Genomic DNA, 24743 nt, shown 5'->3' with positions numbered 1-24743 from the left:
GGGTCAGCGGGGCAGCACCATGACGTAGGCGGCGGGATCGCGGTCGTCCGCGGCCATCAGCGCCGTACGGATCACCGCCGCCTGCTGCTCCGCCGCGTCCCGCAGCTTGTGCGGGGTGACGTGTACGACGGTGATGCCGAGCCGCTCCAGGAGCTCACGCTTGCGGGCGTACTCGGACCACACGTCCTCCTGGAGGGAGCCCTCCGGAAGGTGGCCCTCCCGACGGCGCTCCGCCGGGCGGAGATCCGACGGACGGGGGCCCTGCCGGGAGGCCCGGGTGTCCAGCTCGAGTGCCACGGCCTGGTCGGGCCAGTAGGCGTCCAGACCGCCGAGGTGGGGGCCGCCCGGCAGGCGCAGGTCGACGTTCCACACCGGGTCGGGCAGACCGTACTCCCACACCATCCGGTACAGCCGGCCCTCCGCGACCGCACGGCCCTCGGCCACCAGCGAGTCCACCGCGTCCACCACGTGCGGCCGGTTCAGGAGCTTCGCACCGGTCAGCTCCCGCACCACCGTGGCCGCGTCGCAGTGGCCGCCGACCACCGCCTCCGTCAGCAGCCGGCGCACCGCGGCCGCGTCGTCCAGAGTGGCCACAGCGTCGGCCAGCGCCCGCGGGACCGGCGCCACCGGCACGCCCGTCACCTGCGCGGGGACCGGCAGCACCGGCGTGCGGACGATGCGGACACAGCCCGTGGAGCGCAGTCGGCGCAGCCGCGGCACCAGTACGTCGAAGGCGTCCAGGGAGGGCAGCGGGGGAGCGGAGGAGAAGCCGTGCAGGGTCAGCGCGGCCAGCCCGGTGATCATCGCCTCCTCGTAGCGGGGCGCCGTCGAGTCGGCCGGGCCGGGCTGGGCGGGGACCCGCACGGACCGCTCCCGCGCCGTGTACATCAGCACCGCGTGCAGCCGCTCCTCGCTGGTCGGCGGGCCCGGGTGGAGCAGGACGACGCCGGGGAGGAGCTGCCGCCAGGCACCGCCGGGGCGGCACCGGTCGTCGGCCTCCGCGGCGGAGACGCCGTGCGAGCGGAGCTGGGCGGTCGTCAGCACGCGCCGGGTGCCGACGGCCAGGTGGTGCGGGGAGCGGGGGGAGAGCGGGGTCTCGTGGTTCATGTCCGGCAATGTCCCCGGGGCGCGTCCGCCCCCGAACCCCTGTTACAGAGCCGTCGACAATCAGGGACAAGCTCGTCCTAAAGGACGCTTGTTCGGATGCCGAAAACCCCTGGTCCATTCGGGTGGGACCAGGGGTTACGGCTGTTATTGACTGAATTCCGTAACGGTCACGGAGCGTGTGTCTCAGGGGTGGGATCGCGCCGGGAGCGGGTGCGTGTCAGCCCGCCGCCGCGGTGCGTGTCAGCCGGCCGCCGCGTCGCACGCCTGGCCGCGCAGCGCCCGCGCCAGGTCGTCCCGGGCCTCCAGCACCAGACGGCGCAGCGCCGGGGCCGCGTCCTCGTGGGCCGCGAGCCAGGCGTCCGTCGCGTCCAGCGTTCGAGACGAGTCCCGCAGATCGGGGAACAGGCCCCGCACCACGTCCATGCCGATCTGGATCGACCGCTCGGTCCACACCCGTTCGATCACCGCGAAGTACTTCTCCGCGTACGGCGCGAGCAGCTCCCGCTGCGAGGGCTGGGCGAAGCCCGCGATCGTCGCCTCCACCAGCGCGTTGGACAGCTCGTCCGACTCCACGACCCGCTGCCACGCCCGCGCCTTCACCTCCGCCGACGGGCGGGCGGCCAGACAGCGGACCTGGTGACGCTTGCCGGAGGCGGTGTCGTCCCGGGCCAGCTCCTCGGCCAGCGCCTTCTCGTCGGCGAGTCCGTGCGCGGCCAGCGGCTCCAGGAACGCCCAGCGCAGCTCCTGGTCGACGTCGAGCCCGTCGACCGTCACCGTGCCCGACAGCAGCTCCTGGAGCAGCTGGAAGTCGCCCGGCGCACCGGCCGACCGGGCGAAGAAGCGGGCCCAGGCCAGTTGCTGCTCGCTGCCCGGCGCGGCGGCCTCCAGCTCGCGCCGGGCGCCCTCGGCGAGCAGCCGCCCGCCTGTCTCCCGCCAGGCGGGCGCCGCGTAGTGGACGAGTGCCGACTCGGCCCAGGCGTGCAGCATCTGGAGCACCCCGATGTCGGACTCACGCCCGCCGAACCGCAGCACCAGGTCCACGAACTCCCGGGCCGGCAGCAGCGCGTCCCGCGTCATGTTCCACAGCGCCGACCAGCACAGGGCGCGGGCCAGGGGGTCGGTCAGCGCGCCCAGGTGCGCGCGGAGCGTGGCCAGCGAGGTCTCGTCGAAGCGGATCTTGCAGTACGTCAGGTCGTCGTCGTTGACCAGCACCAGCTCGGGCGCCTCGGCACCCACCAGCTCGGCGACCACCGTCCGCGCCCCGTCGACGTCCGCCTCGGCCCGCGCGTACCGCTCCAGCGCGCCGTCGCCCGTACGCCGGTACAGGCCCACCGCGACCCGGTGCGGGCGCAGTTCGGGGTGGTCCGCCGGGGCGACGGGGACGGCCTCCTGCAGCACCGCGAGCTCCTCGACCCTGCCGTCCGCGCCCAACAGCACCTGAGGCGTCAGGGAGTTGACCCCTGCCGTCTGCAGCCAGGACCGCGTCCAGGCAGCCATGTCCCGCCCGCTGGTCTCCTCCAGGACCGACAGCAGGTCACCGAGGCGGGTGTTGCCGTACGCGTGCCGCTTGAAGTAGCGGCGGGCGCCCTCCAGGAAGGCGTCCTGGCCGACGTACGCCACCAGCTGCTTCAGTACGGAGGCGCCCTTGGCGTAGGTGATGCCGTCGAAGTTGAGCTTGGCGTCCTGGAGGTCGCGGATGTCGGCGGTGATCGGGTGCGTGGACGGCAACTGGTCCGCACGGTACGCCCAGGCCTTGCGGCGGTTGGCGAAGGTGATCCAGCCGTCGGTGAAACGGGTGGCGCCCACGAGCGAGAACGCGCCCATGAAGTCGGCGAAGGACTCCTTCAGCCACAGGTCGTCCCACCACTCCATGGTGACCAGGTCGCCGAACCACATGTGTGCCATCTCGTGCAGGATCACATTGGCCCGGCCCTCGTAGGACGCCTGCGTGACCTTGCCGCGGAAGATGAACTCCTCCCGGAACGTGACGAGTCCGGGGTTCTCCATCGCGCCCAGGTTGTACTCGGGCACGAACGCCTGGTCGTACTTCCCGAAGGGGTACGGGTAGTCGACGTGGTCGTGGAAGAAGTCCAGGCCCTGCTTGGTCACCAGGAACACGTCGTCGGCGTCGAAGTGCGGTGCGAGACCCTTGCGGCACATCGCGCCGAGCGGGATCTCCAGCCGCGTACCGTCGGGCAGTTCGCGCTCGTAGGTGTCCGTGACGTAGTGGTACGGCCCGGCGACCACGCACGTGATGTACGTCGAGATCGGCTTGGTCTCCGCGAACCGCCAGACACCGTCGGCGAGTTCACCGACGCCGTTGCTCCACACCGTCCAGCCCTCGGGGGCCCGCACCTCGAAGCGGTAGGGGGCCTTGAGGTCGGGCTGCTCGAAGTTGGCGAAAACGCGCCGGGCGTCGGCCGGCTCGTACTGGGTGTAGAGGTACACCTCGCCGTCCTCGGGGTCGACGAAGCGGTGCATGCCCTCGCCGGTACGGGAGTACGCGCACCGGGCGTCGACGATCAGCTCGTTGTCGGCGGCCAGGTCCTCCAGCAGGATCCGGGAGCCGTCGAACACCTCCCCGGGGTCGAGATCCCGCCCGTTGAGGGAGACGGCCGTCACGCTCGGCGCGATCAGGTCCGCGAAGCTGCTCGCGCCCGGCTCCGCGCAGCGGAACCGGAGGGTCGTCACCGAGCGGAAGGTGTGCGGCCCGGCCGCGCCGTCGCCGCCGGCCCTTCCGTCCCCGCCGCTTGCTCCGCCGGTCGCGGAGCGCAGGTCGAGGGACACCTCGTACCCGTCCACCGACAGCAGTGCGGCCCGCTCCCGGGCCTCGTCACGGGTCAGGTTCTCACCGGGCACGGGCGGACTCCTCATACGTCGTCGACAGGGCTGGACAGCACCGATCCTGCCATGCGCCCCTGACCGGGGGCAGCCGGGAATGACCGGGGGTAGTTCAGGCGTTTCCCCGGGGAAACGCCCACCCCGCACTTCCCTCCTGAGGAGCGACATGCCCGACACGTCCCCTGCCGCCGCCCCTGTCACCCCCGGCACCCCCGTGGACTTCTGGTTCGACCCGCTGTGCCCCTGGGCCTGGATGACCTCCCGCTGGATGCTGGAGGTGGAGAAGGTGCGGGACGTCAAGGTCCGCTGGCACCTGATGAGCCTCGCGGTCCTCAACGAGGACAAGCTCGACGAACTGCCCGAGGAGTACCGCGAGATGCTCGAGACCAAGGCCTGGGGGCCCGTCCGGGTCGTCGCCGCGGCCGAGCAGGAGCACGGCGCCGAGGTGCTCGGCGACCTCTACACCGCGCTCGGCACCCGCATCCACAACCAGGGCGAGGGCCCGGAGAAGGAGGCCGTCGCGGCCGCCCTGAAGGAGGTCGGCCTGCCCGACTCCCTCATGGAGCACTGGGACTCCACCCCGTACGAGCCCCAGCTGCGCGCCTCCCACCAGGAGGGCATCGACAAGGTCGGCCAGGAGGTCGGCACCCCGGTCATCGCAGTGCCCGGCGCGGACGGCGAGCAGATCGCCTTCTTCGGTCCGGTCGTCACCCCCGCGCCCCAGGGCGAGGACGCGGCCCGCCTCTGGGACGGCACCCTCGCCGTGGCCTCCGTCCCCGGTTTCTACGAGATCAAGCGCACCCGCACGAAGGGCCCGGACTTCAGCAACCTGTGAGAGCGACGGGTCGTTCCGGGGCGGGTCACTCCGGGACGGGCACGCGGACGGCCTTGGGGAACGGCTTCATGACGAACCCCGTGCGCAGGTTGCGGCACTGCCTGCCGGTGTCCGGGTCCAGCAGGTTCTCGCAGAGCCAGAACTCGTTCACGCCCGTGCGGCCCAGCCGCTCCTTGAGCCAGTCCTGCTCGGCCTTGTCCAGCTGACGATGCTGCTGGTCCGCGTCGCACGTCCAGCAGGGCAGTTTCATGGTCCTGGGTGTCGTCATGGGACACTTTGACCCGGAACGCCGCATACCGGAAGCCCCTGCGAGTCCTGTCCTCGCAGGGGCTTCCCTTTTTCCGCCTGCCGGGTGAACGGTGAGAAGACGATCACGAGGCAGGACGCTCACCGGGACCTCACGGGCCCCCGGGCTGCCGGGTCTCAGGGGGCCAGGAGCAGTACGTCCGTGCGGGACTTCGCGGCCTCGTGGCGCCTGGCGACGTCCTGCCAGTCGACGACCTTCCACATCGCCTCGATGAAGTCCACCTTCTGGTTCTTGTACTGAAGGTAGAAGGCGTGTTCCCAGGCGTCGAAGACCAGGATCGGGGTCGCGCCCTGGCCGACGTTGCCCTGGTGGTCGTAGACCTGCTCGACGATCAGCCGCCCGCTCAGCGGCTCGTACGCCAGCACGCCCCAGCCCGACCCCTGTGTGGTCGCCGCCGCCCCGGACAGCTGTGCCTTGAAGCCGGCGAAGGAACCGAAGGACTCGGCGATCGCGTCGGCCAGCTCGCCCACGCCGTCCTTCTCCAGCGGTTCACCGCCGCCGTCACCCGCCATGTTGTGCCAGTAGATCGAGTGCAGGATGTGCCCGGAGAGGTGGAAGGCCAGGTTCTTCTCCAGCCCGTTGACCGAGCCCCACGACTCCTTGTCCCGAGCCTCGGCGAGCTGCTCCAGCGTGTCGTTGGCGCCCTTCACGTAGGCCGCGTGGTGCTTGTCGTGGTGCAGCTCGATGATCTCGGGGCTGATCACCGGGGCGAGCGCGGAGTAGTCGTACGGCAGGTCGGGCAGCGTGTAGACGGGCATGGGGTCCCCTTCGAACCTCTTATTGCAAAGAGCTTGCAACTGCACGTTAGCAGCAGCAGGGCTCGGGAGGTGGGGTCGCCGTGCACCCGGGAACGGGAAAGGCCCTCACGTGGACACGTCGTCCAGGTGAGGGCCTTCGCCGTCAGGGGGGAGCCTCGGAGGGGGCTTCAGCTCCCGGTGCCGGCCCGTTTCCGGGCTCGCTGCCGGGCGTAGCCGACGGCCGCCAGGACCAGGACCATGCCGCCCGTGGAGTACAGCTGCACGCGCGTGCCCGGCTCCCGGGCCATGAGGACGAAGACGCCCGCCATCCCGGCCAGCGCGATCCACGTCAGCCACGGGAACGCCCACATCCGCACCACCAGCTTCTCCGGCGCCTCGCGCTCCAGGACGCGGCGCAGCCGCAGCTGCGAGACGGCGATGAAGATCCAGACGACCAGGATCACCGCGCCGATCATGTTCAGCAGCCAGGAGAAGACGTCGTCGGGCCGCCAGTAGCTCAGCAGCACGCACAGGAATCCGAAGACCGAGGAGGCCAGCACGGCGAGCCGCGGCACCCCGGCCGACACCAGAGCCAGCACCTTCGGTCCCTGTCCGCGCTCCACCAGGGAGTAGGCGATGCGCGAGGCGCCGTAGATGTTGGCGTTCATCGCGGACAGCAGCGCCACCAGCACCACGACGTTCATCAGCTGACCGGCGCCCGGGATGCCGAGCCGGTCCAGGGCGGCGACGTAGGGGCCGCTCTCGACCACCGCCGGCGAGTCCCACGGGACCAGGGCCACGATGACCGCCATCGAACCGATGTAGAACAGCGCGATCCGCCACATCGCGGTACGGACCGCGACGGCGACGCCCTTGACCGGGTTCTCCGACTCGGCCGCGGCGATGGTGACCGTCTCCAGGCCGCCGTACGCGAAGACGGAGGCGAGCAGTCCGATCACCAGCCCCTCGCCGCCGTTCGGAAACAGATCGGTGAGGTGCGAGGCGCCCGGGGAGTCGGTGCCCGGCAGCACGCCCGCGAGGGCCAGCACCCCGAGCACCAGGAACAGGGAGATCGCGCCGACCTTCAGTGCCGCGAACCAGAACTCGAACTCGCCGAAGTTCTTCACGGCCGCGAGGTTCGTGCCGCAGAACACCACCATGAACAGCGCCACCCACGCCCACTCGGGCGTGCCCGGGAGCCAGCCGGTGACGATCTTCGCGGCACCGATGCCCTCCAGGCCGACGGCCGTGCACAGCAGCACCCAGAACGCCCAGCCCGCCGTGAAGCCCGCCCAGGGCCCGATGGCCCGCTCGGCGTGCGCCGAGAAGGAACCGGACGACGGATGCGCGGCCGACATCTCGCCGAGCATCCGCATCACCAGCATGACCAGCAGGCCGGAGAGGGTGTAGGCGAGGACGATCGACGGCCCGGCGGCCGCGATACCCGCGCCGGAGCCTACGAACAGCCCGGCCCCGATCACTCCGCCCAGGGCGATCATCGACAGGTGGCGTTGCTTCAGGCCGTGGGAGAGGGAGGACTCCCCTCGCTGCGGCGGTGTCTCGACGGAGGTGCTGGGAACGGGCACGGCTCGTCCAATACGGGAGACGATGAAACCCCGTCAGTTTGGGTGGCCGCTCCCGCCCGGCGGAGGGGCCGCCCACCATGTGGACACGTGTCATACGGAGGGTGTCAATCCGGTTACCGCCGGGTGGCCGCCGGGTGGCCGACGGGCCGCCCGGCGACGGGCCGGGCGCGGGGCGCGGGCGGCCGGTTTGGCGGGACCCCACAGACACCGACCGGGCGGTCCCTGTGGGAGAGGCCATGTCACCCCAGTGACCGGCATCACGCCGTTCCCCGGGTTGGGCGCGTTCTTTGTCCGGAGCCCACCATCCGCGTGCCGACGCCTTTGTCGAGCGCTGACGGTGATCGGCGCGAGGGCGCTGGGATAGCGTCGCTGTCGTCCCCAGCCCCCTCACCCCGCGGAGTCCCCATGAGCACCGCTGCCGCCTCGTCCGCCCTGCCCCAGGAAGGCGGGGCCCGCGTCGGTCTGGTCCTCGCCGACCTCGTCCCGGCCTCCCGCGTGCGGGACGTGGCCCTCGTGGTCGGCGGTGCGGCGCTCACCGGCGTCGCCGCCCAGCTCGCCGTCCCGATCCCCGGATCCCCGGTGCCGGTGACCGGCCAGACCTTCGCCGCGCTGCTCGTCGGCACCACCCTCGGCGCCCGGCGCGGTCTCCTCTCCCTCGCGCTGTACGCGCTGGCGGGCGTCGCGGGTGTGCCGTGGTTCGCCGAGGGCGGGTCGGGCTACGGGGCGCCGGCGTTCGGCTACATCCTGGGCATGCTGCTGGCCGCGGCCGTCGTGGGCGCTCTGGCCCGTCGCGGCGCCGACCGCTCCGCGTGGCGGATGGCGGGCACCATGCTGCTCGGCTCGGCGGTCATCTACGCCGTCGGCGTGCCCTACCTGGCGCTGGCCACCGGCATGTCCGCCTCCGCCGCGATCGCGGCGGGTCTCACCCCGTTCCTCATCGGTGACGCCCTGAAGGCGGCCCTGGCGATGGGCGCGCTGCCGACCGCCTGGAGGTTCGTCAACAAGCGGTGACTCTTCGGTCGTCCCCGGAAGGGGGCCGGCCGGGCGCACGCACAGCGCCCGGCCGGCCCCCTTCCGCGTCCGCGACGTCCGTGGAGCCGTACCTCGGAGCTGCGCCTGGGAGCCGTGTCACACGCCCCCACGCGCCTGCCCGCGATCCCGCGTGTCACACTCGGACCATGCGCGTGTACCTCGGTTCCGACCATGCCGGATACGAACTCAAGAACCACCTCGCCGAGTGGCTCAAGAACGCGGGTCACGAGCCCGTCGACTGCGGGCCCCACATCTACGACGCCCAGGACGACTACCCGCCCTTCTGCCTCCGCGCCGCCGAGCGGACCGCGGCCGACCCCGACGCCCTCGGCATCGTGATCGGTGGCTCCGGCAACGGGGAGCAGATCGCCGCGAACAAGGTGAAGGGCGTACGAGCGGCCCTGGCGTGGAGCGAGGAGACCGCGGCGCTGGGCCGCCAGCACAACAACGCCAACGTGGTCGCGATCGGTGCGCGCATGCACACCTCGGACGAGGCGACGAAGTTCGTCGAGATCTTCCTGGGCACCCCGTTCTCGGGCGACGAGCGCCACATCCGCCGCATCGACATGCTCGCGGACTACGAGACCACCGGCGACCTCCCCCCGATCCCGCCCCACCACCCCCAGCAGTAGCCCGGCCGGGGGGCGGGGAAAGCCGGGCGGGGGGCGGGAGAAGCCGGGCGGGGGGCGGGAGAAACCGAGCGGTCCGGGAGGGCCGAGCGGGCTGAGAGAGTCGAGAGGGAGGGGGGTGAACCCGTGCCGGAGGGTCACACCATTCACCGGCTGGCCGAGGATCACGCCGCGGCCTTCTCCGACGGCACCCCTCTTCGGGTCTCCAGCCCCCAGGGCAAGTTCAGCGACGCCGCCGCCCTCCTGGACCGCACCGTCCTGCACACCGCCGAAGCCCACGGCAAGCATCTCTTCCTCGGCTTCCGCGACCCCGACCCGGAGCACACCGACTGGGTCCACATCCACCTCGGCCTCTTCGGCAAGGTCGCCCTGGGCCCGGCTCCCGCGCCCCCGCCCACGGACACCGTCCGGCTGCGCCTCACGCACCACGCGTCGTACGCCGATCTCCGCGGGCCCACCACCTGCGCCCTGATCACGGACACCGAGAAGCGGGCGATACACGACCGTCTCGGCCCCGACCCATTGCGCCCGGACGCGGACCCGGACGCCGCGTACCGCAGGATCAGCCGCAGCCGTACGACGATCGCCGCGCTCCTCATGGACCAGAAGCTCATCGCCGGCGTGGGGAACGTCTACCGCGCCGAGGTCCTCTTCCGGCAACGTATCGACCCGTACCGCGCGGGCCGGGACATCACCCCCGCCGAATGGGACGCCCTGTGGACCGACCTGGTCGGGCTCATGCGGGAGGGCGTCCGCAACAACCGGATCGACACCGTCCGCCCGGAACACACTCCGGAGGCGATGGGCCGCCCGCCGCGTGTCGACGACCACGGCGGTGAGGTGTATGTCTACCGCAGGGCCCATCAGCCCTGCCACATCTGCGGCGAGGAGATCCGCACCGCCGGCCTCGCCGCCCGCAACCTCTTCTGGTGTCCGGCCTGCCAGCACCGGTGAGACCGGTCCGGCGGGGCGGGGCCGGTGCGCGGCGGGTGGGCGGCGCGGGAGGTCCGGCACGATTTCCGCCGGACGACCACGCGACGGCGCCCGGTGAAGTTCACTGTGAAATCGGCCCCCGGACGGGGGACAACCAGGACCTCCCGTGCCAAGTGGTCGCTCCGATGGATAGGGTCCCGAACTGATGGCAGCAGGACGAGAGAGGCGCGCAGCAGCCGACACGCTCACGGCCCGGGTGAAGAAGCAGTGGCACCGGGCCCGCGTCGGCGTGCGCCGGGCCGCCGTCGACTACTTCCGCGGGGACGGCTCCGACTGGATAGCCCTCGCCGGACTGCTGCTGACGATCCCGCTCATCTCGGCCGCGACGCTGGCCAACTCCGTCTGGTTCGCACCGTCCGCGCTGGTACTCCCGATCGTCGCCGGCGGGCTGCTGCTCCGCCCGGCGAGTCTGCTCGGCCTGTACGCGGCGGCGGCGACGGCACTGATCGTGGAGGCCGTCCGACTCGGCCCGTACACCGAGGGCGCGTCCCGGGTGACCCCGGGCGTCGTCCTCGTCGTGGCCGCCTGCGGCTTCTTCGGACTGGTCGTCGCCCAGTTCCGCAGCCGGGTGGGCGTGCCCTGGCGGCGCGGCGGCACCATGCTCTTCGACCTGCGTGAACGCATCAGGGTGCAGAGCCAGTTGCCGGCCCTGCCGAGCGGATGGCACCGGGAGATGGCCCTGCGTCCCGCCGGCGGCCAGTCCTTCTCCGGCGACTTCGTGGTCGCGGCCCGCACCAACGGCGGGCGCACGCTGGAGGTCGTCCTGACCGACGTGTCGGGCAAAGGCATGGACGCGGGCTCGCGCGCCCTGCTGCTGTCCGGCGCCTTCGGCGGCCTGCTCGGCAGCCTCCCGCCGCACGCCTTCCTGCCGGCCGCCAACGGCTACCTGCTCCGCCAGGAGTGGCAGGAGGGCTTCGCCACCTCCATCCACCTCGTCCTCGACCTGGACTCCGGCGACTACGAGTTGTACTCCGCAGGGCACCCGCCGGGTCTCCAACTCAGCGCGGGCAGCGGCCGCTGGGAGGAGAAGTCGGGCGACGGCCCGCTGCTGGGCGTGTACGACGGCGCCCAGTTCGACCCGGTGAAAGGCTCGTTGCGCCCCGGGGACGTGCTGATGCTGTTCACCGACGGCCTGGTGGAGACCTCGGACCGGGACATCGTCGAGGGCATCGACCGCCTCACCGGCGAGGCCGACCGCTATGTCGCCGGTGGTTTCCACGGAGCGGCCTGGCACCTCATCGAAGCGGTCGCCAAGGACGTCAACGACGACCGTGCGCTGCTGCTGATCTGCCGCGAGGGCGGCACGGCCGCCCTGCCCCGCTGACCCCGGCTCTCCGCGCCCGAACCGGCGGACTCCGCCACTCTCCTGCCCCGCCCGGACCGTGCGGCACGGCGGGGGCGGGGACACTGGAGGGGTGACCGAGACACCGCGCAACCTGCTGACCCCCGCCCAGATCGAGGCCGTCGCCCGTGCCGTGCACGAGGGCCAGACCGACAAGGCGGGCATGCCGTACGCCGAGCACCTCCGGGCCGTCGCCGAGGGCGTCCGGGCCCGCGGCGGCGACGAGGAGCAGATCGCGGCGGCCTGGCTGCACGACACCGTCGAGGACGGCAAGCTCTCGGAACAGTGGCTCAGGGAGGCGGCACTGAGCCGGCGGACCCGGGACATCGTCCTCGCGGTCACCAAACGGTCCGGGGAGCCGCCCGAGGTCTACGCGGCCCGTATCCTCGCGACCCCGGGCGCCCTGCTGGTGAAGGAGGCGGACCTGGCGCACAACGCCGATCCGGAGCGGCTGGCGGTGCTGGACGAGGCGACCCGCGGCCGACTGGCCGAGAAGTACGCGCGGATGCGCACACTTCTCGGCCTCGTGGCGGGGACGCGACCCGACCACCCCGCACCGACCGACTAGGCAGAGACGGTCTCCTGCGTCTCCTGTGTTTCCTGCTTCTCCCGGCCGTCCCGCTTCTCGTGGCCGTCCCGCTTCTCGCGGGGGCCGCGGTCGCGGGCCGACTGCGCGGCGTCCCGCTTGAAGGCCCATTCCATCTTCGGCTCCATCGCGAACCGGAAGACCCGCTGCACCGGCCTGGAACACAGGAACGTCACCAGGACGGCCGCGAAGACGGTCACGGCGACCGCGCCGATCGGCTCGTGCAGCACGGAGGGCTCGAACCAGCCCCGGTAGTCACCGGCCTTCACCACGAAGCCGTGCAGCAGATAGCCGTAGAGCGTGCCCGCGCCGAGCGCGGTGAACCACATGTGGCGGCCCGGAACCCAGGCGAAGAAGCAGGCGGTCAGCAGCACGGAGCAGCCGAACATCGCCAGCATCATGACGGGACCGGCCCACCACGGGGCACCCAATTCCTGTGCGGAGTCACGGTGGTAGAACCACCCGGTGTGCATCCGCGGCACCGCCCACCAGCCGAAGGCCAGCGCCGCCGCGAAGACCGGCACCGCCGCGATCCGTACCGACCGGCGGCGCACCAGTTGGAAGTGCTCGGGCCTCATGCACAGGCCGAGCACGAAGTACGGCAGGAACTGCAGGACCCGCTGCAGATCGAGGTCGTCGCCGATCTGGGGGGAGACGCTCGCCAGCATGGCGATGCCGAGCGCGAGCGGCAGCGGGTGGCGTACCGCCTTCCAGATCGGTGTGGTCAGCCGCCAGACGAACAGCGCGCACAGGAACCAGGTGAGATACCAGGGGTCGAGGAGGCTGATCTCCTGCTGCGGGTCGTTGTCGATGACGCGCTTGAAGAGCGGATACGTCGTCTCGAAGACGATGTACGGCACGGCGACGCCGGTGACAAGCCGCCGCAGCCGGTCGGGACGCATGTCGAAACTGCGCGAGAAGTAGCCGGAGATGATGATGAAGGCCGGCATGTGGAACGAGTACACGACGGTGTACACGGCTTCCATGGCCCGGTTGTCACCCTTGATGGGCTCCCAGAAGTGGCCCACGGCCACCAGCACGATCGCCAGGTACTTGGCGTTGTCGAAGAACGCGTCCCGCCGCTTGCCGGAGGTGGCCTTCGCCTTCTGCGTGCTCTGTATGTTCTCCGTGCGCGGGCCCGGCGCTTCGGAGTCCGGCGGTTCGGCCGGGGGAAGTGGCGTCCTGCGGTTGCCGTTCGGTTGCAGCGAGTCCGTCACCGAACCACCCGCCAGGAACTCGGGGAGGGGATCGGTCTGCTCGCTGCGCTTGCGGGGGACGAGGCAGCGTGGAACATCTGAGGCACCCTAGCGTTCGGCGTGGGTATTCGTAAAACTCCCACGTCATTCCTGGTCTCATTCCTGGTCGTCGAATCCGGATACCCCCGATCCGTGAATGCAGACGGCTTTGTGGGAGTGACGGCCGACACATCGCGCGGCAAGGGCCCCCCGTGCCCCGGTGCCCCTTTTGTCGTCATCATTCCGGGCGAAGTGGCGCATATGCCCTCCGAATGAGTCCGGTGGGATGTCCGCTTCGAGCCGCTTCGCGGGCTGCCGGGAGGTCTCGTCGGGATACGCGTGGAGGTAATTCGAAATAGCTGAGAACGTGTTGTGTGAGGACGGCAACGATACGGTCGAATTCCCCCGCGCGGGGGTCACGCCGAATTACTGTGCGATGTCGCACGGTCGGCTCCGCGCGTGCTCCGCGCACGCCGGTGCGGGTGGCTCGCGGGGAGTGCGCACACGCGAGGCGCGGCCGAAGGGGGACGAACGATGCGTCACTCGCCGCATAGGACGGCCCTGTTGGTGGCACGATGGTTCTGGCGGGGTGCGCGGGGATGCGTCGCCCGGGCCGGCGAAGCGGACCGACCGAGGGTGTGATCAGTTGTGGCCATTTCACTGTCTGTCGTGGTGCTGTTGGCGATCGTCCTTGTGGTGCTGATCAGAGGGGGGTCCATCAAGGCCGGACCCGCGATCGTCGCGATCCTCTTCGGCTTCTTCCTCGCCTCGACCGGCATGGCCCCGTCGATCAACCGCTTCATCGACTCGATAGCGGACACGATCAGCTCGATCAGCTTCTGACCCCCGCGGACGCTCGCACGGCGGCGAAGCCGGTACGTGCGGCACGGGGCGGGCCGGAACGCGATCAGGGCCGGGCGGAGGAAAAGTCCTCCGCCCGGCCCTGAGCCGTGTGGAGCGGGCGACGGGAATCGAACCCGCGTAGCTAGTTTGGAAGACTAGGGCTCTACCATTGAGCTACGCCCGCAGGAGCGCACCGCAGGTCGGGAGGACCGCGGTACTGAAAGGCATCGTAGCGGGTGGTGCGCCCTCGTCGCACACCCCGTGCCCATTCGGGCACCGCCGCCGCACGCTGCCCGCGATACGCGGAGGCCGGAGCGCGCGGCGGCATGTACCCTACGTGTCGCACCAGACGGGGTGTGGCGCAGCTTGGTAGCGCGTCCGCTTTGGGAGCGGAAGGCCGTGGGTTCAAATCCCGCCACCCCGACCAGTCACCCGATCACCGCCAGTGATCGGCTTTTGGGCGCTGTAGTCGCTGCCGTTACTATGCAAGCTGCACGCCCGTGTGTCTCAGGTATGAAGTCTCCGGGCGGCGAATCCGCCGGACCGCTCTGGTCCCGGCAGAATCCGAGAAGTCAGCCACAAGGAGACCGAACCGTGAAGAGCGCCGTGGAGACCCTGAACCCGACCCGGGTTCGGCTCACTGTCGAGGTGCCCTTCGAGGAGCTCAAGGACAGCCTCGACGCGGCGTACAAGAAGATCAACCAGCAGGTCACGGTGAAGGGCTTCCGCAAGGGCAAGGTCCCGGCCCGGGTCATCGACCAGCGCTTCGGCCGCGGTGCGGTGCTGGAGGAGGCGGTCAACGACGCCCTCCCGAAGTTCTACACCGACGCGGTCAACGAGGCCGAGCTGAACCCGCTGGGCCAGCCCGAGGTCGACATCACGGAGCTGAAGGACGGCGAGACGCTGAACTTCACCGCCGAGGTCGACATCCGCCCGACCATCGAGATCCCGGACTACTCCGGCATCGAGGTCGAGGTCGACGCCGTCGAGGTCACCGACGAGGACGTCGACAAGGCCGTCGAGGAGCTGCGCGGGCGCTTCGCCTCCACCTCCCCGGTCGAGCGTGCCGCCGAGGACGGCGACGTCGTCACCATCGACCTGGAGGCCAAGGTCGACGGCGAGGTGCTGGAGGACGGCATCGCCAACGGCGTCTCCTACACCATCGGCTCCGGTGAGCTGCTGGACGGCGTCGACGCCGCTGTGACGGGCCTGTCGGCCGACCAGGAGGCCACCTTCACCTCCGAGCTCAAGGGCGGCTCCGCGGCGGGCAAGGAGGCCGAGGTCACCGTCAAGGTCACCCAGGTCGCCAAGCGTGAACTGCCCGAGCTGGACGACGAGTTCGCGCAGCTCGCCTCCGAGTTCGACACCCTCGAGGAGCTGCGCGCGGACAGCCGCAAGCGCCTGGAGAACATGAAGCAGTACGACCAGGCCACGCAGGCCCAGGAGCGCGTCCTGGACAAGCTGCTCGAGCTGGTCGAGGTGCCCGTCCCCGAGAAGCTCCTCGAGGACGAGATCAACACCCGTAAGCACAACCTCGAGCACCACCAGCTCGGCCAGATGGGTCTCGACCTCGAGAAGTACCTGGAGATCCAGGGCAAGACGGCCGAGGAGTTCGACACCGAGACCCGCGAAGCCGCGATCAAGGGCATCAAGACCCAGTTCGTGCTCGACCAGCTCGTCAACCAGGAGAAGCTGAACGTCAACCAGGAGGAGCTCACCGAGCACCTCATGCGTCGTGCGGCCTCCTCCGGCATGTCCCCCGACCAGTTCGCCCAGGCCGTCGTCGAGCAGGGCCAGGTTCCGCTCCTGGTCGGCGAGGTCGCCCGCGGCAAGGCCCTGGCCGCCGTGGTCGAGAAGGCCACGGTCAAGGACACCAACGGCGAGATCATCGACCTCGAGGACGAGGAAGAGGAGGACGAGACGGAGGCCGGCGAGGCCGCCGCCGAGTCCACCGACGCCGCTGAGGCCAAGGCCGACGAGGCCGACGCCAAGGCCGACGAGACCGAGGAGAAGACCGAGGGCTGACCCTCGCGTCGCCTCTGACGGACGTACGACGGGCCCCGGACCATCATGGCCGGGGCCCGTCTGCCGTACGGCCGGACCGCCCGCGGCGCGCGGCACCCCGCCCCGCCCCGCTGAGCCACCTGCGCTCACAGCGAACACCCCCCGCTGCGGGATTCCCCGAAGGGGCCCGCGCGTTAGGGTCCATGAATACGAGGGCAGGGGAGTCCGCGAGTACGGCCGGACGGCCCCACACCCCGGCAGAACACGTGAGACGGCCCGGCGCCGTCGTAAGACGAGCAGGTGGATACGTGACGAATCTGATGCCTTCAGCCGCCGGCGAGCCTTCCATCGGTGGTGGCCTCGGCGACCAGGTCTACAACCGGCTGCTCAACGAGCGGATCATCTTCCTCGGCCAGCCGGTGGACGACGACATCGCCAACAAGATCACCGCACAGCTGCTGCTCCTTGCCTCCGATCCGGACAAGGACATCTACCTCTACATCAACAGCCCCGGCGGTTCCATCACGGCCGGTATGGCGATCTACGACACCATGCAGTACATCAAGAACGACGTGGTGACCATCGCCATGGGCCTCGCGGCCTCGATGGGTCAGTTCCTGCTCAGCGCGGGCACGCCCGGCAAGCGCTTCGCACTGCCGAACGCGGAGATCCTGATCCACCAGCCCTCCGCCGGACTGGCCGGCTCGGCCTCGGACATCAAGATCCACGCCGAGCGGCTGCTGCACACCAAGAAGCGCATGGCCGAGCTCACCTCCCAGCACACCGGCCAGACGATCGAGCAGATCACCCGCGACTCGGACCGCGACCGCTGGTTCGACGCCTTCGAGGCCAAGGAGTACGGCCTCATCGACGACGTGATGACCACGGCCGCGGGCATGCCGGGCGGCGGCGGCACCGGGGCGGGCTGAGCGGCCCACGGGGCCCCAGCGGCCCCGTAGGACCCCCGTCGGACCCGCTCCAGGGTCGCTCCAGGGTCCGATGACAGCCCCAGCAGCCCCGGCCGACCGCCTCAGCCCCTTTCCAGGAGACACCGTGAACGACTTCCCCGGCAGCGGCCTGTACGACCGCGCCCGTGCCGAGTACACCGGCCCCGCGGCCGAGTCCCGCTACGTCATCCCGCGCTTCGTCGAGCGCACCTCCCAGGGCATCCGCGAGTACGACCCGTACGCGAAGCTCTTCGAGGAGCGCGTGATCTTCCTCGGCGTGCAGATCGACGACGCCTCCGCCAACGACGTCATGGCGCAGCTGCTGTGCCTGGAGTCGATGGACCCCGACCGGGACATCTCGGTCTACATCAACAGCCCCGGCGGCTCCTTCACCGCGCTCACGGCGATCTACGACACCATGCAGTACGTGAAGCCGGACATCCAGACGGTCTGCATGGGCCAGGCGGCCTCCGCCGCCGCCGTGCTGCTCGCCGCCGGCACCCCCGGCAAGCGCATGGCCCTGCCGAACGCGCGCGTGCTGATCCACCAGCCGTACAGCGAGACCGGCCGCGGCCAGGTCTCCGACCTGGAGATCGCCGCCAACGAGATCCTCCGGATGCGTTCGCAGCTGGAGGAGATGCTGGCCAAGCACTCCACCACGCCGGTCGAGAAGATCCGCGAGGACATCGAGCGGGACAAGATCCTCACGGCCGAGGACGCGCTGAGCTACGGTCTGATCGACCAGATCATCACCACCCGGAAGATGGACAACACCAGCCTGCGCTGACGCGTGGGATCCGGGAGGCTGTATTGTCTGCCGCTCCTTGGCATGGTCGCGGACGGTCCACGTCGAAGCGAACCGTGCCAAGGGGGGCCCGGACGGGGGGCCCGGCAAGGTACCGTCGGACATAAGGCAGCACCAGGAGTCGCTGGACGTTGACGTCCAGGTGGCTCCCAGGCGAAGGGGAAGCACACCGTGGCACGCATCGGTGACGGCGGCGATCTGCTCAAGTGCTCGTTCTGCGGCAAGAGCCAGAAGCAGGTCAAGAAGCTCATCGCAGGGCCCGGTGTGTACATCTGCGACGAGTGCATCGACCTCTGCAACGAGATCATCGAGGAAGAGCTCGCCGAGAGCAGCGAGGTCCGCTGGGAGGAACTGCCCAAGCCCCGCGAGATCTACGAGTTCCTCGAGGGGTACGTGGTCGGCCAGGAGTCGGCCAAGAAAGCTCTCTCCGTCGCGGTGTACAACCACTACAAGCGGGTTCAGGCGGGGGAGAACGGCGGCGCCCAAGGCCGCGAGGACGCCATCGAGTTGGCGAAGTCCAACATCCTGCTGCTGGGCCCCACCGGCTCCGGCAAGACCCTCCTCGCCCAGACCCTCGCCCGCATGCTGAACGTCCCGTTCGCGATCGCCGACGCCACCGCCCTCACCGAGGCCGGGTACGTCGGCGAGGACGTCGAGAACATCCTGCTCAAGCTGATCCAGGCCGCCGACTACGACGTCAAGAAGGCCGAGACCGGCATCATCTACATCGACGAGATCGACAAGGTCGCCCGCAAGAGCGAGAACCCGTCGATCACGCGCGACGTGAGCGGCGAGGGCGTCCAGCAGGCCCTGCTGAAGATCCTCGAGGGCACCACGGCGTCCGTCCCGCCGCAGGGCGGCCGTAAGCACCCGCACCAGGAGTTCATCCAGATCGACACGACGAACGTCCTGTTCATCGTGGGCGGCGCCTTCGCCGGCCTGGAGAAGATCATCGAGGGCCGCGCGGGAGCCAAGGGCATCGGCTTCGGCGCCACCATCCGCTCCAAGCGGGAGCTGGAGTCCAAGGACCAGTTCGAGCAGGTCATGCCGGAGGACCTGGTCAAGTTCGGCATGATCCCCGAGTTCATCGGCCGGCTCCCGGTCATCACCTCGGTCCACAACCTCGACCGCGAGGCCCTGCTGCAGATCCTGATCGAGCCGCGCAACGCGCTCGTCAAGCAGTACCAGCGCCTCTTCGAACTCGACGGTGTCGAGCTGGACTTCGAGCGCGAGGCACTGGAAGCCATCGCCGACCAGGCCATCCTCCGCCAGACCGGCGCCCGCGGTCTGCGCGCCATCATGGAGGAAGTCCTCCAGGGCGTCATGTACGAGGTCCCGTCCCGCAAGGACGTCGCCCGCGTGGTCATCACCGCGGACGTGGTCCTCTCCAACGTCAACCCGACCCTGATCCCGCGCGACGCCCGCGGCCGCGGACCGGGCGAGCAGAAGACGGCGTAGCGGCAACAGCCGTCCCCGGCACATGTGAAGGGCCCCGGTCACTCGACCGGGGCCCTTCACGCGCTGCCCACCACTACGCCGGGACGCGCACCTCGTTGCGGAGCTTCGTGGCGATGTCCGCGGCGGCGTCCTTCGTGATGTCCTTGGTGTTGTCACCGGGGGAGACCACCGCGACCGTGCTGTAGTCCGCCCAGATGCAGAACCAGTTGGTGGTGTCCTGCTTGGTGAGGTTGTTCTTGCCCTTGCCGGCCTGGCACTTCATGACCGCACCGTCGAGCTCGACGTCCTCGGGCTTGCCCACCAGCTCGGACAGGAGCGCGTTGTCCGAGCCCTTGCTCTTGCCGGTCTCCTTCTTGATGTTGGCGAAGAGCTTGTCCACGGCCGCCTCGGGGTCCTCGACCTCGCCGTAGGCGCCGAGGAACGTCACGCCCTTCGCCGTGAGCAGCTCTTCCTTGCCGGGCAGGTCGGCCGGGTCGGGGTTCTTGAGGTCGTACCGGCTGAAGTCGGCCGTCGAGTAGGAGGCGCCCACCGACTTGCCGTTCTTCACGCCGCCCTTGGCCAGGTCCTTCGTGGTGCTGGAGCTCGAGTCCTCGCCGGCCTCACCGACCCGCGTGTACTCGCCCATCACCTTCTCCGGCGCCGAGAGCTTGTGCGGGCCGTCGTCCTCCAGGCCGCCCGCGCCGCCGCCTCCGCCGAACACGAAGTACGCGCCGACACCGATCGCCACCACGACCGCCACCGCGCCGAGGATCCAGCCGGCCTTCTTGGAGCCGCCGTCCGGTGCCGGGGGCTGCGGGGCGCCGTACGGGGCCTGACCGTAGGGGGGCTGGCCGTACGGGGGCTGCTGCGGCGGGACGCCCTGGCCGGGCTGGGGCGGGTAGCCGTAACCGGGCTGGCCGGGCGGGGGCGGCTGCTGGGGGTAGCCGTAGCCGGGCTGCGGAGCCTGCGGCTGCTGGCCGTAGGGACCCGGCTGACCGTACGGTCCGGGCTGCTGGGGCTGCCCGCCGTACGGGCCCGGCTGGTTGTGGCTCATCTTCTGGGTTCCCCTCCAGATGCGTACGTGTCGTTGACATCCTGACTCAGAGGGGACGCGATCAAGCCAGCGGGGGGCGCACCGTTACAAAGGAATCGCGTTTCGGGACTGGGCCGTGACACCTCTAAACTGAGGCGCGTGACCGAGAACTCTCAGCAGCCGCAGCCGCCCACCCCCGAACTGCCGACCCAGTACGCGCCGGCCGATGTAGAGGGGCCGCTGTACGAGCGCTGGGTAGAGCGGGGCTACTTCGAGGCGGACGCGAAGAGCGACAAGCCTCCGTACACGATCGTCATCCCCCCGCCGAACGTCACGGGCAGCCTGCACCTCGGGCACGCCTTCGAGCACACGATCATCGACACCCTCACCCGCCGTGCGCGCATGCAGGGGTACGAGACGCTGTGGCAGCCCGGCATGGACCACGCCGGCATCGCCACGCAGAACGTCGTCGAGCGGGAACTCGCCAAGGAGGGCAAGTCCCGGCACGACCTCGGCCGTGAGGCCTTCGTCGAGCGGGTCTGGCAGTGGAAGGGCGAGTCCGGCGGACAGATCTCCGGCCAGATGCGGCGCCTCGGTGACGGCGTCGCCTGGTCGCGTGAGCGCTTCACCATGGACGAAGGGCTGTCCAAGGCCGTCCAGACCATCTTCAAGCGGCTCCACGACGACGAGCTGATCTACCGCGCCGAGCGCATCATCAACTGGTGTCCGCGCTGCCTGACCGCGATCTCCGACATCGAGGTCGAGTACCAGGACGACGACGGCGAACTCGTCTCCATGAAGTACGGCGACGGGGACGAGACGATCGTCGTCGCCACGACCCGCGCCGAGACCATGCTCGGTGACACGGCCGTCGCCGTCCACCCCGAGGACGAGCGGTACAAGCACCTGGTCGGCAAGCTCATCAAGCTGCCGCTGACCGACCGCTCCATCCCGGTCGTCGCCGACGAGCACGTCGACCCCGAGTTCGGCACCGGCGCCGTCAAGGTGACCCCGGCACACGACCCGAACGACTTCGAGATCGGCCGGCGGCACGACCTGCCCGCCATCGCCGTCATGGACGAGCACGCGGTCATCACCGCCCACGGCCCCTTCCAGGGCCTGGACCGGCTCGAGGCCCGCTCCGCCATCGTCGCCGCGCTGCGCGCCGAGGGCAGGATCGTCGCCGAGAAGCGGCCGTACGTCCACAGCGTCGGCCACTGCTCGCGCTGCAAGACCACCATCGAGCCCCGGCTGTCCATGCAGTGGTGGGTCAAGGTCGGCCCGCTGGCGAAGGCCGCCGGTGACGCCGTCCGCGACGGCCGCGTCACCATCCACCCGCAGGAGATGGAGAAGCGGTACTTCGACTGGGTCGACAACCTCCACGACTGGTGCATCTCCCGCCAGCTGTGGTGGGGCCACCGCATCCCCGTCTGGTACGGGCCGGACGGCGAGGTCGTCTGCGTCGGCCCGGACGAGGAGCCGCCCAGCGGCGAGGGCTGGCACCAGGACACCGACGTCCTCGACACCTGGTTCTCCTCCGGCCTGTGGCCGTTCTCCACCCTGGGCTGGCCGGAACAGACGGAATCGCTCGCGAAGTTCTACCCGAACTCCGTCCTGGTCACCGGCTACGACATCCTCTTCTTCTGGGTCGCCCGGATGATGATGTTCGGCCTGTACGCGATGGACGGCACCCCGCCGTTCCGCACCATCGCCCTGCACGGCATGGTCCGCGACCAGTTCGGCAAGAAGATGTCGAAGTCCTTCGGCAACGCGGTCAACCCGCTGGACTGGATGGACAAGTACGGCAGCGACGCCCTGCGCTTCACGCTCGCGCGCGGCGCCAACCCGGGCGTCGACGTGCCGATCGGCGAGGACTGGGTCCAGGGCTCGCGCAACTTCGCCAACAAGATCTGGAACGCCACCCGCTTCGCGCTGATGAACGGCGCCACGGTCGAGGGCCCGCTGCCGGACGCGTCGAAGATGTCGTCCACCGACCGCTGGATCCTGTCCCGGCTGAACTCCGTCGTCGCCGAGGTCGACGCGCTCTACGACGACTTCCAGTTCGCCAAGCTGTCCGACGCGCTGTTCCACTTCGCCTGGGACGAGGTCTTCGACTGGTACGTCGAGCTGTCCAAGACGACGTTCCAGGCGGGCGGCGAGCCGGCCGAGGTCAGCAAGCGGGTCCTCGGCGAGGTCCTCGACGTCACGCTGCGGCTGCTGCACCCGGTGGTCCCGTTCGTCACCGAGACGCTGTGGACGACGCTGACCGGCGGCGAGTCGGTCGTCATCGCCGACTGGCCGACGGACAGTGGCTTCCGGGACGCCGGTGCCGAGCGGGAGATCGCCACGCTCCAGTCGGTCATCACCGAGGTCCGCCGCTTCCGCGCCGACCAGGGCCTCCAGCCCGGCCAGCGGGTCCCCGCCCGGCTGACCCTCGACGGTTCGGCCCTCGCCCCGCACGAGGCGGCGATCCGGCAGCTGCTCCGGCTGCAGCCGGAGGGTGACGCGTTCACCGCGACGGCGACCCTGCCGGTGGCGGGCGTCGAGGTCGCCCTGGACCTCTCCGGGGTGATCGACTTCGCGGCGGAGCGCAAGCGCCTCGCCAAGGATCTGGCCGCCGCGCAGAAGGAACGTCAGCAGGCGGAGGCCAAGCTGGGCAACGAGGCGTTCCTGGCGAAGGCCCCCGACCACGTGGTCGACAAGATCCGTACGCGGCTGGCCAAGGCGGACGAGGACATCGCCCGCATCCAGACCCAGCTGGACCGGCTGCCCCCGGCGTAGCAGCGAACCGCGAACCGCGAACCGCGAACCGCGAACCGCGGACAGCGACCGACGGCCCCCGGAACCCGAGCACGGTTCCGGGGGCCGTCGGCTGCCGTGGGAGGGGGAGCGGGCCGGGTACGTAGACTGGGCTCCGTGAGTGAGCTCCCCCCGAATGACAGCGAGCAGCCCGGCTCCGGTGACCCCCTCGACTCCTTCGAGGAGATCATCGAGGCCGAGACGCAACGAGACCCCGACCTCGCGGTGATCGAGGCCGGCAGCCGTACCCTGCGCACGCAGGGCGGCCCGCCGCAGGCCGAGGCGCCCGCGCGGCCGGCCGACCCCGAGGTCGACAAGGCGCTGCGGGAGGTCGAGGGTGAGCTGGCGTCCCGCTGGGGCGAGACCAAGCTGGAACCGTCGGTCAGCCGTATCGCCGCGCTGATGGACGTGCTGGGCGAGCCTCAGCGCGCGTATCCCTCGATCCACATCACCGGCACCAACGGCAAGACGTCCACCGCCCGCATGATCGAGGCCCTCCTCGGCGCCTTCGAACTGCGCACGGGCCGGTACACCTCGCCGCACGTCCAGTCGGTCACCGAGCGGATCAGCCTCGACGGGGCGCCGATCTCCGCCGAGCGGTTCGTGGAGACGTACCAGGACATCAAGCCGTACACCGAGATGGTCGACTCCCAGCAGGAGTACCGGCTGTCCTTCTTCGAGGTGCTCACGGGCATGGCGTACGCGGCGTTCGCCGACGCGCCGGTGGACGTCGCCGTCGTCGAGGTCGGCATGGGCGGCACCTGGGACGCCACCAACGTGATCGACGGGAGCGTCGCCGTCGTGACGCCCATCGACCTCGACCACACCGACCGGCTCGGCGCCACGCCCGCCGAGATCGCCACCGAGAAGGCCGGCGTCATCAAGCCGGACGCGACGGTGATCATGGCCCAGCAGCCGGTCGACGCGGCCCAGGTGCTGCTGAAGAAGGCCGTCGAGGTCGACGCGACGGTGGCCCGGGAAGGGCTCGAGTTCGGTGTCGTCGACCGGCAGGTCGCCGTCGGCGGCCAGCAGGTGACCCTGCGCGGCCTCGGCGGGGAGTACCCCGACCTGTATCTGCCGCTGCACGGCGCCCACCAGGCGCACAACGCGGCCGTGGCGCTCGCCGCCGTGGAGGCGTTCTTCGGCGTCGGAGCGCAGCGGGCCGAACCGCTCGACCTCGACACCGTGCGGGGGGCGTTCGCCGCCGTCGCCTCACCGGGCCGGCTGGAGGTCGTACGCCGCTCGCCCACCGTCGTGCTGGACGCCGCACACAACCCGGCGGGCGCGCGGGCCGCGGCCGCGGCGATCGGGGAGGCGTTCCAGTTCAGCCGGCTCATCGGGGTGGTGGGCGCCAGTGGCGACAAGAACGTGCGCGGGCTGCTCGAGGCCTTCGAGCCGGTCTTCGCCGAGATCGTCGTCACCCAGAACTCCAGCCACCGCGCGATGGACGTCGACGAACTGGCGGGGATCGCCGTCGAGGTGTTCGGCGAGGACCGTGTCCAGGTCGAACCCCGGTTGCCCGACGCGCTGGAGGCCGCGATCACGCTGGCCGAGGAGGAGGGCGAGTTCACCGGCGCCGGTGTGCTCGTCACCGGTTCCGTCATCACCGTCGGCGAGGCCCGACTGCTCCTGGGGAGGGGCTGAG

The 24743-nt window shown here is 70.4% G+C and carries 20 protein-coding genes and 2 tRNA genes; 14 read left to right on the top strand and 8 right to left on the bottom strand.

Going from position 1 to position 24743, the window contains the following annotated elements:
* Positions 1-3: 3 nt before the first annotated feature.
* Together ACVW19_RS11105 and pepN are read right to left on the bottom strand one after the other, a co-directional pair.
* Positions 4-1107, bottom strand: coding sequence for a hypothetical protein (locus tag ACVW19_RS11105; protein WP_457458835.1), 1104 nt, complete (start codon positions 1105-1107; stop codon positions 4-6).
* A gap of 240 nt (positions 1108-1347) precedes the next feature.
* Entirely contained in the window at positions 1348-3966 is a 2619-nt protein-coding gene (gene pepN, locus ACVW19_RS11100) for an aminopeptidase N (protein ID WP_457458834.1), read from the bottom strand.
* 148 nt (positions 3967-4114) lie between these two features.
* Here pepN and ACVW19_RS11095 point away from each other — a divergent pair, with 148 nt between their 5' ends.
* The gene (locus tag ACVW19_RS11095) at positions 4115-4783 is read left to right on the top strand and encodes a mycothiol-dependent nitroreductase Rv2466c family protein (protein ID WP_457458832.1); all 669 of its coding nucleotides are present in this window, start codon (positions 4115-4117) and stop codon (positions 4781-4783) included.
* 25 nt (positions 4784-4808) lie between these two features.
* Here ACVW19_RS11095 and ACVW19_RS11090 read toward each other — a convergent pair whose 3' ends face one another.
* The 3 genes from ACVW19_RS11090 to ACVW19_RS11080 all read right to left on the bottom strand — a co-directional run bounded on the left by ACVW19_RS11090 (position 4809) and on the right by ACVW19_RS11080 (position 7413).
* Complete coding sequence (locus ACVW19_RS11090) at positions 4809-5051, bottom strand: hypothetical protein (RefSeq protein ID WP_457458831.1); 243 nt, start codon at positions 5049-5051, stop codon at positions 4809-4811.
* 155 nt (positions 5052-5206) lie between these two features.
* Complete coding sequence (locus ACVW19_RS11085) at positions 5207-5848, bottom strand: superoxide dismutase (RefSeq protein WP_457458829.1); 642 nt, start codon at positions 5846-5848, stop codon at positions 5207-5209.
* Positions 5849-6015: 167 nt separating this feature from the next.
* On the bottom strand, positions 6016-7413 hold the full coding sequence (locus tag ACVW19_RS11080) for an amino acid permease (protein WP_457458827.1): 1398 nt from the start codon (positions 7411-7413) through the stop codon (positions 6016-6018).
* 405 nt (positions 7414-7818) lie between these two features.
* Between ACVW19_RS11080 and ACVW19_RS11075 the strand changes: the two genes are divergently transcribed.
* From ACVW19_RS11075 to ACVW19_RS11055, 5 genes are all read left to right on the top strand, one after another.
* Positions 7819-8424 (top strand): biotin transporter BioY, encoded by a 606-nt coding sequence (locus tag ACVW19_RS11075; RefSeq protein WP_457458826.1) that lies wholly within the window; start codon positions 7819-7821, stop codon positions 8422-8424.
* A gap of 167 nt (positions 8425-8591) precedes the next feature.
* Positions 8592-9077, top strand: a complete 486-nt coding sequence (locus ACVW19_RS11070; RefSeq protein ID WP_457458824.1) for a ribose-5-phosphate isomerase — start codon at positions 8592-8594, stop codon at positions 9075-9077.
* Positions 9078-9200: 123 nt separating this feature from the next.
* Positions 9201-10028 (top strand): Fpg/Nei family DNA glycosylase, encoded by an 828-nt coding sequence (locus tag ACVW19_RS11065; RefSeq protein ID WP_457458822.1) that lies wholly within the window; start codon positions 9201-9203, stop codon positions 10026-10028.
* A 184-nt stretch (positions 10029-10212) separates the two neighbouring features.
* Positions 10213-11391: a PP2C family protein-serine/threonine phosphatase gene (locus ACVW19_RS11060; RefSeq protein WP_457458820.1), complete on the top strand. Its 1179-nt coding sequence runs from the start codon at positions 10213-10215 to the stop codon at positions 11389-11391.
* A gap of 91 nt (positions 11392-11482) precedes the next feature.
* Complete coding sequence (locus ACVW19_RS11055) at positions 11483-11977, top strand: HD domain-containing protein (RefSeq protein ID WP_457458818.1); 495 nt, start codon at positions 11483-11485, stop codon at positions 11975-11977.
* Here ACVW19_RS11055 and ACVW19_RS11050 read toward each other — a convergent pair.
* Complete coding sequence (locus ACVW19_RS11050) at positions 11974-13212, bottom strand: acyltransferase family protein (RefSeq protein WP_457458816.1); 1239 nt, start codon at positions 13210-13212, stop codon at positions 11974-11976. The two genes, ACVW19_RS11055 and ACVW19_RS11050, sit on opposite strands and share 4 nt — an antisense overlap.
* A gap of 666 nt (positions 13213-13878) precedes the next feature.
* Here ACVW19_RS11050 and ACVW19_RS11045 point away from each other — a divergent pair.
* The gene (locus ACVW19_RS11045) at positions 13879-14073 is read left to right on the top strand and encodes a hypothetical protein (protein WP_457458814.1); all 195 of its coding nucleotides are present in this window, start codon (positions 13879-13881) and stop codon (positions 14071-14073) included.
* 110 nt (positions 14074-14183) lie between these two features.
* On the opposite strand, the gene ACVW19_RS11040 is transcribed toward ACVW19_RS11045, so the two are convergent.
* A tRNA-Gly gene (locus tag ACVW19_RS11040) sits at positions 14184-14257 on the bottom strand.
* Positions 14258-14423: 166 nt separating this feature from the next.
* On the opposite strand from ACVW19_RS11040, the gene ACVW19_RS11035 reads away from it, so the two are divergent.
* The 5 genes from ACVW19_RS11035 (at position 14424) to clpX (ending at position 19287) form a co-directional block, all read left to right on the top strand.
* Positions 14424-14500, top strand: a tRNA-Pro gene (locus tag ACVW19_RS11035).
* A gap of 167 nt (positions 14501-14667) precedes the next feature.
* The gene (tig, locus tag ACVW19_RS11030) at positions 14668-16098 is read left to right on the top strand and encodes a trigger factor (RefSeq protein WP_457458812.1); all 1431 of its coding nucleotides are present in this window, start codon (positions 14668-14670) and stop codon (positions 16096-16098) included.
* Between the two features lie 299 nt (positions 16099-16397).
* Entirely contained in the window at positions 16398-17006 is a 609-nt protein-coding gene (locus ACVW19_RS11025) for an ATP-dependent Clp protease proteolytic subunit (RefSeq protein ID WP_387038942.1), read from the top strand.
* Between the two features lie 124 nt (positions 17007-17130).
* Complete coding sequence (locus tag ACVW19_RS11020) at positions 17131-17811, top strand: ATP-dependent Clp protease proteolytic subunit (protein WP_109379097.1); 681 nt, start codon at positions 17131-17133, stop codon at positions 17809-17811.
* 189 nt (positions 17812-18000) lie between these two features.
* A complete protein-coding gene (gene clpX, locus ACVW19_RS11015) occupies positions 18001-19287 on the top strand; it encodes an ATP-dependent Clp protease ATP-binding subunit ClpX (protein ID WP_361456112.1) in 1287 nt (428 codons plus the stop codon).
* 73 nt (positions 19288-19360) lie between these two features.
* Here the strand turns inward: clpX and ACVW19_RS11010 are convergent, their stop codons facing one another.
* Positions 19361-20320, bottom strand: a complete 960-nt coding sequence (locus ACVW19_RS11010) for a hypothetical protein (RefSeq protein WP_457458810.1) — start codon at positions 20318-20320, stop codon at positions 19361-19363.
* Between the two features lie 138 nt (positions 20321-20458).
* Here ACVW19_RS11010 and ACVW19_RS11005 point away from each other — a divergent pair, with 138 nt between their 5' ends.
* Together ACVW19_RS11005 and folC are read left to right on the top strand one after the other, a co-directional pair.
* Entirely contained in the window at positions 20459-23080 is a 2622-nt protein-coding gene (locus ACVW19_RS11005) for a valine--tRNA ligase (RefSeq protein ID WP_457458808.1), read from the top strand.
* A 135-nt stretch (positions 23081-23215) separates the two neighbouring features.
* Positions 23216-24742 carry a bifunctional tetrahydrofolate synthase/dihydrofolate synthase gene (gene folC, locus ACVW19_RS11000; protein ID WP_457458807.1) on the top strand — a complete coding sequence of 509 codons (1527 nt, stop codon included), beginning with the start codon at positions 23216-23218 and terminating at the stop codon, positions 24740-24742.
* Position 24743 lies beyond the last annotated feature (1 nt).

The sequence above is a fragment of the Streptomyces sp. TE5632 genome (assembly GCF_054061295.1).
This window is presented reverse-complemented; position numbering and strand designations above follow the sequence as displayed.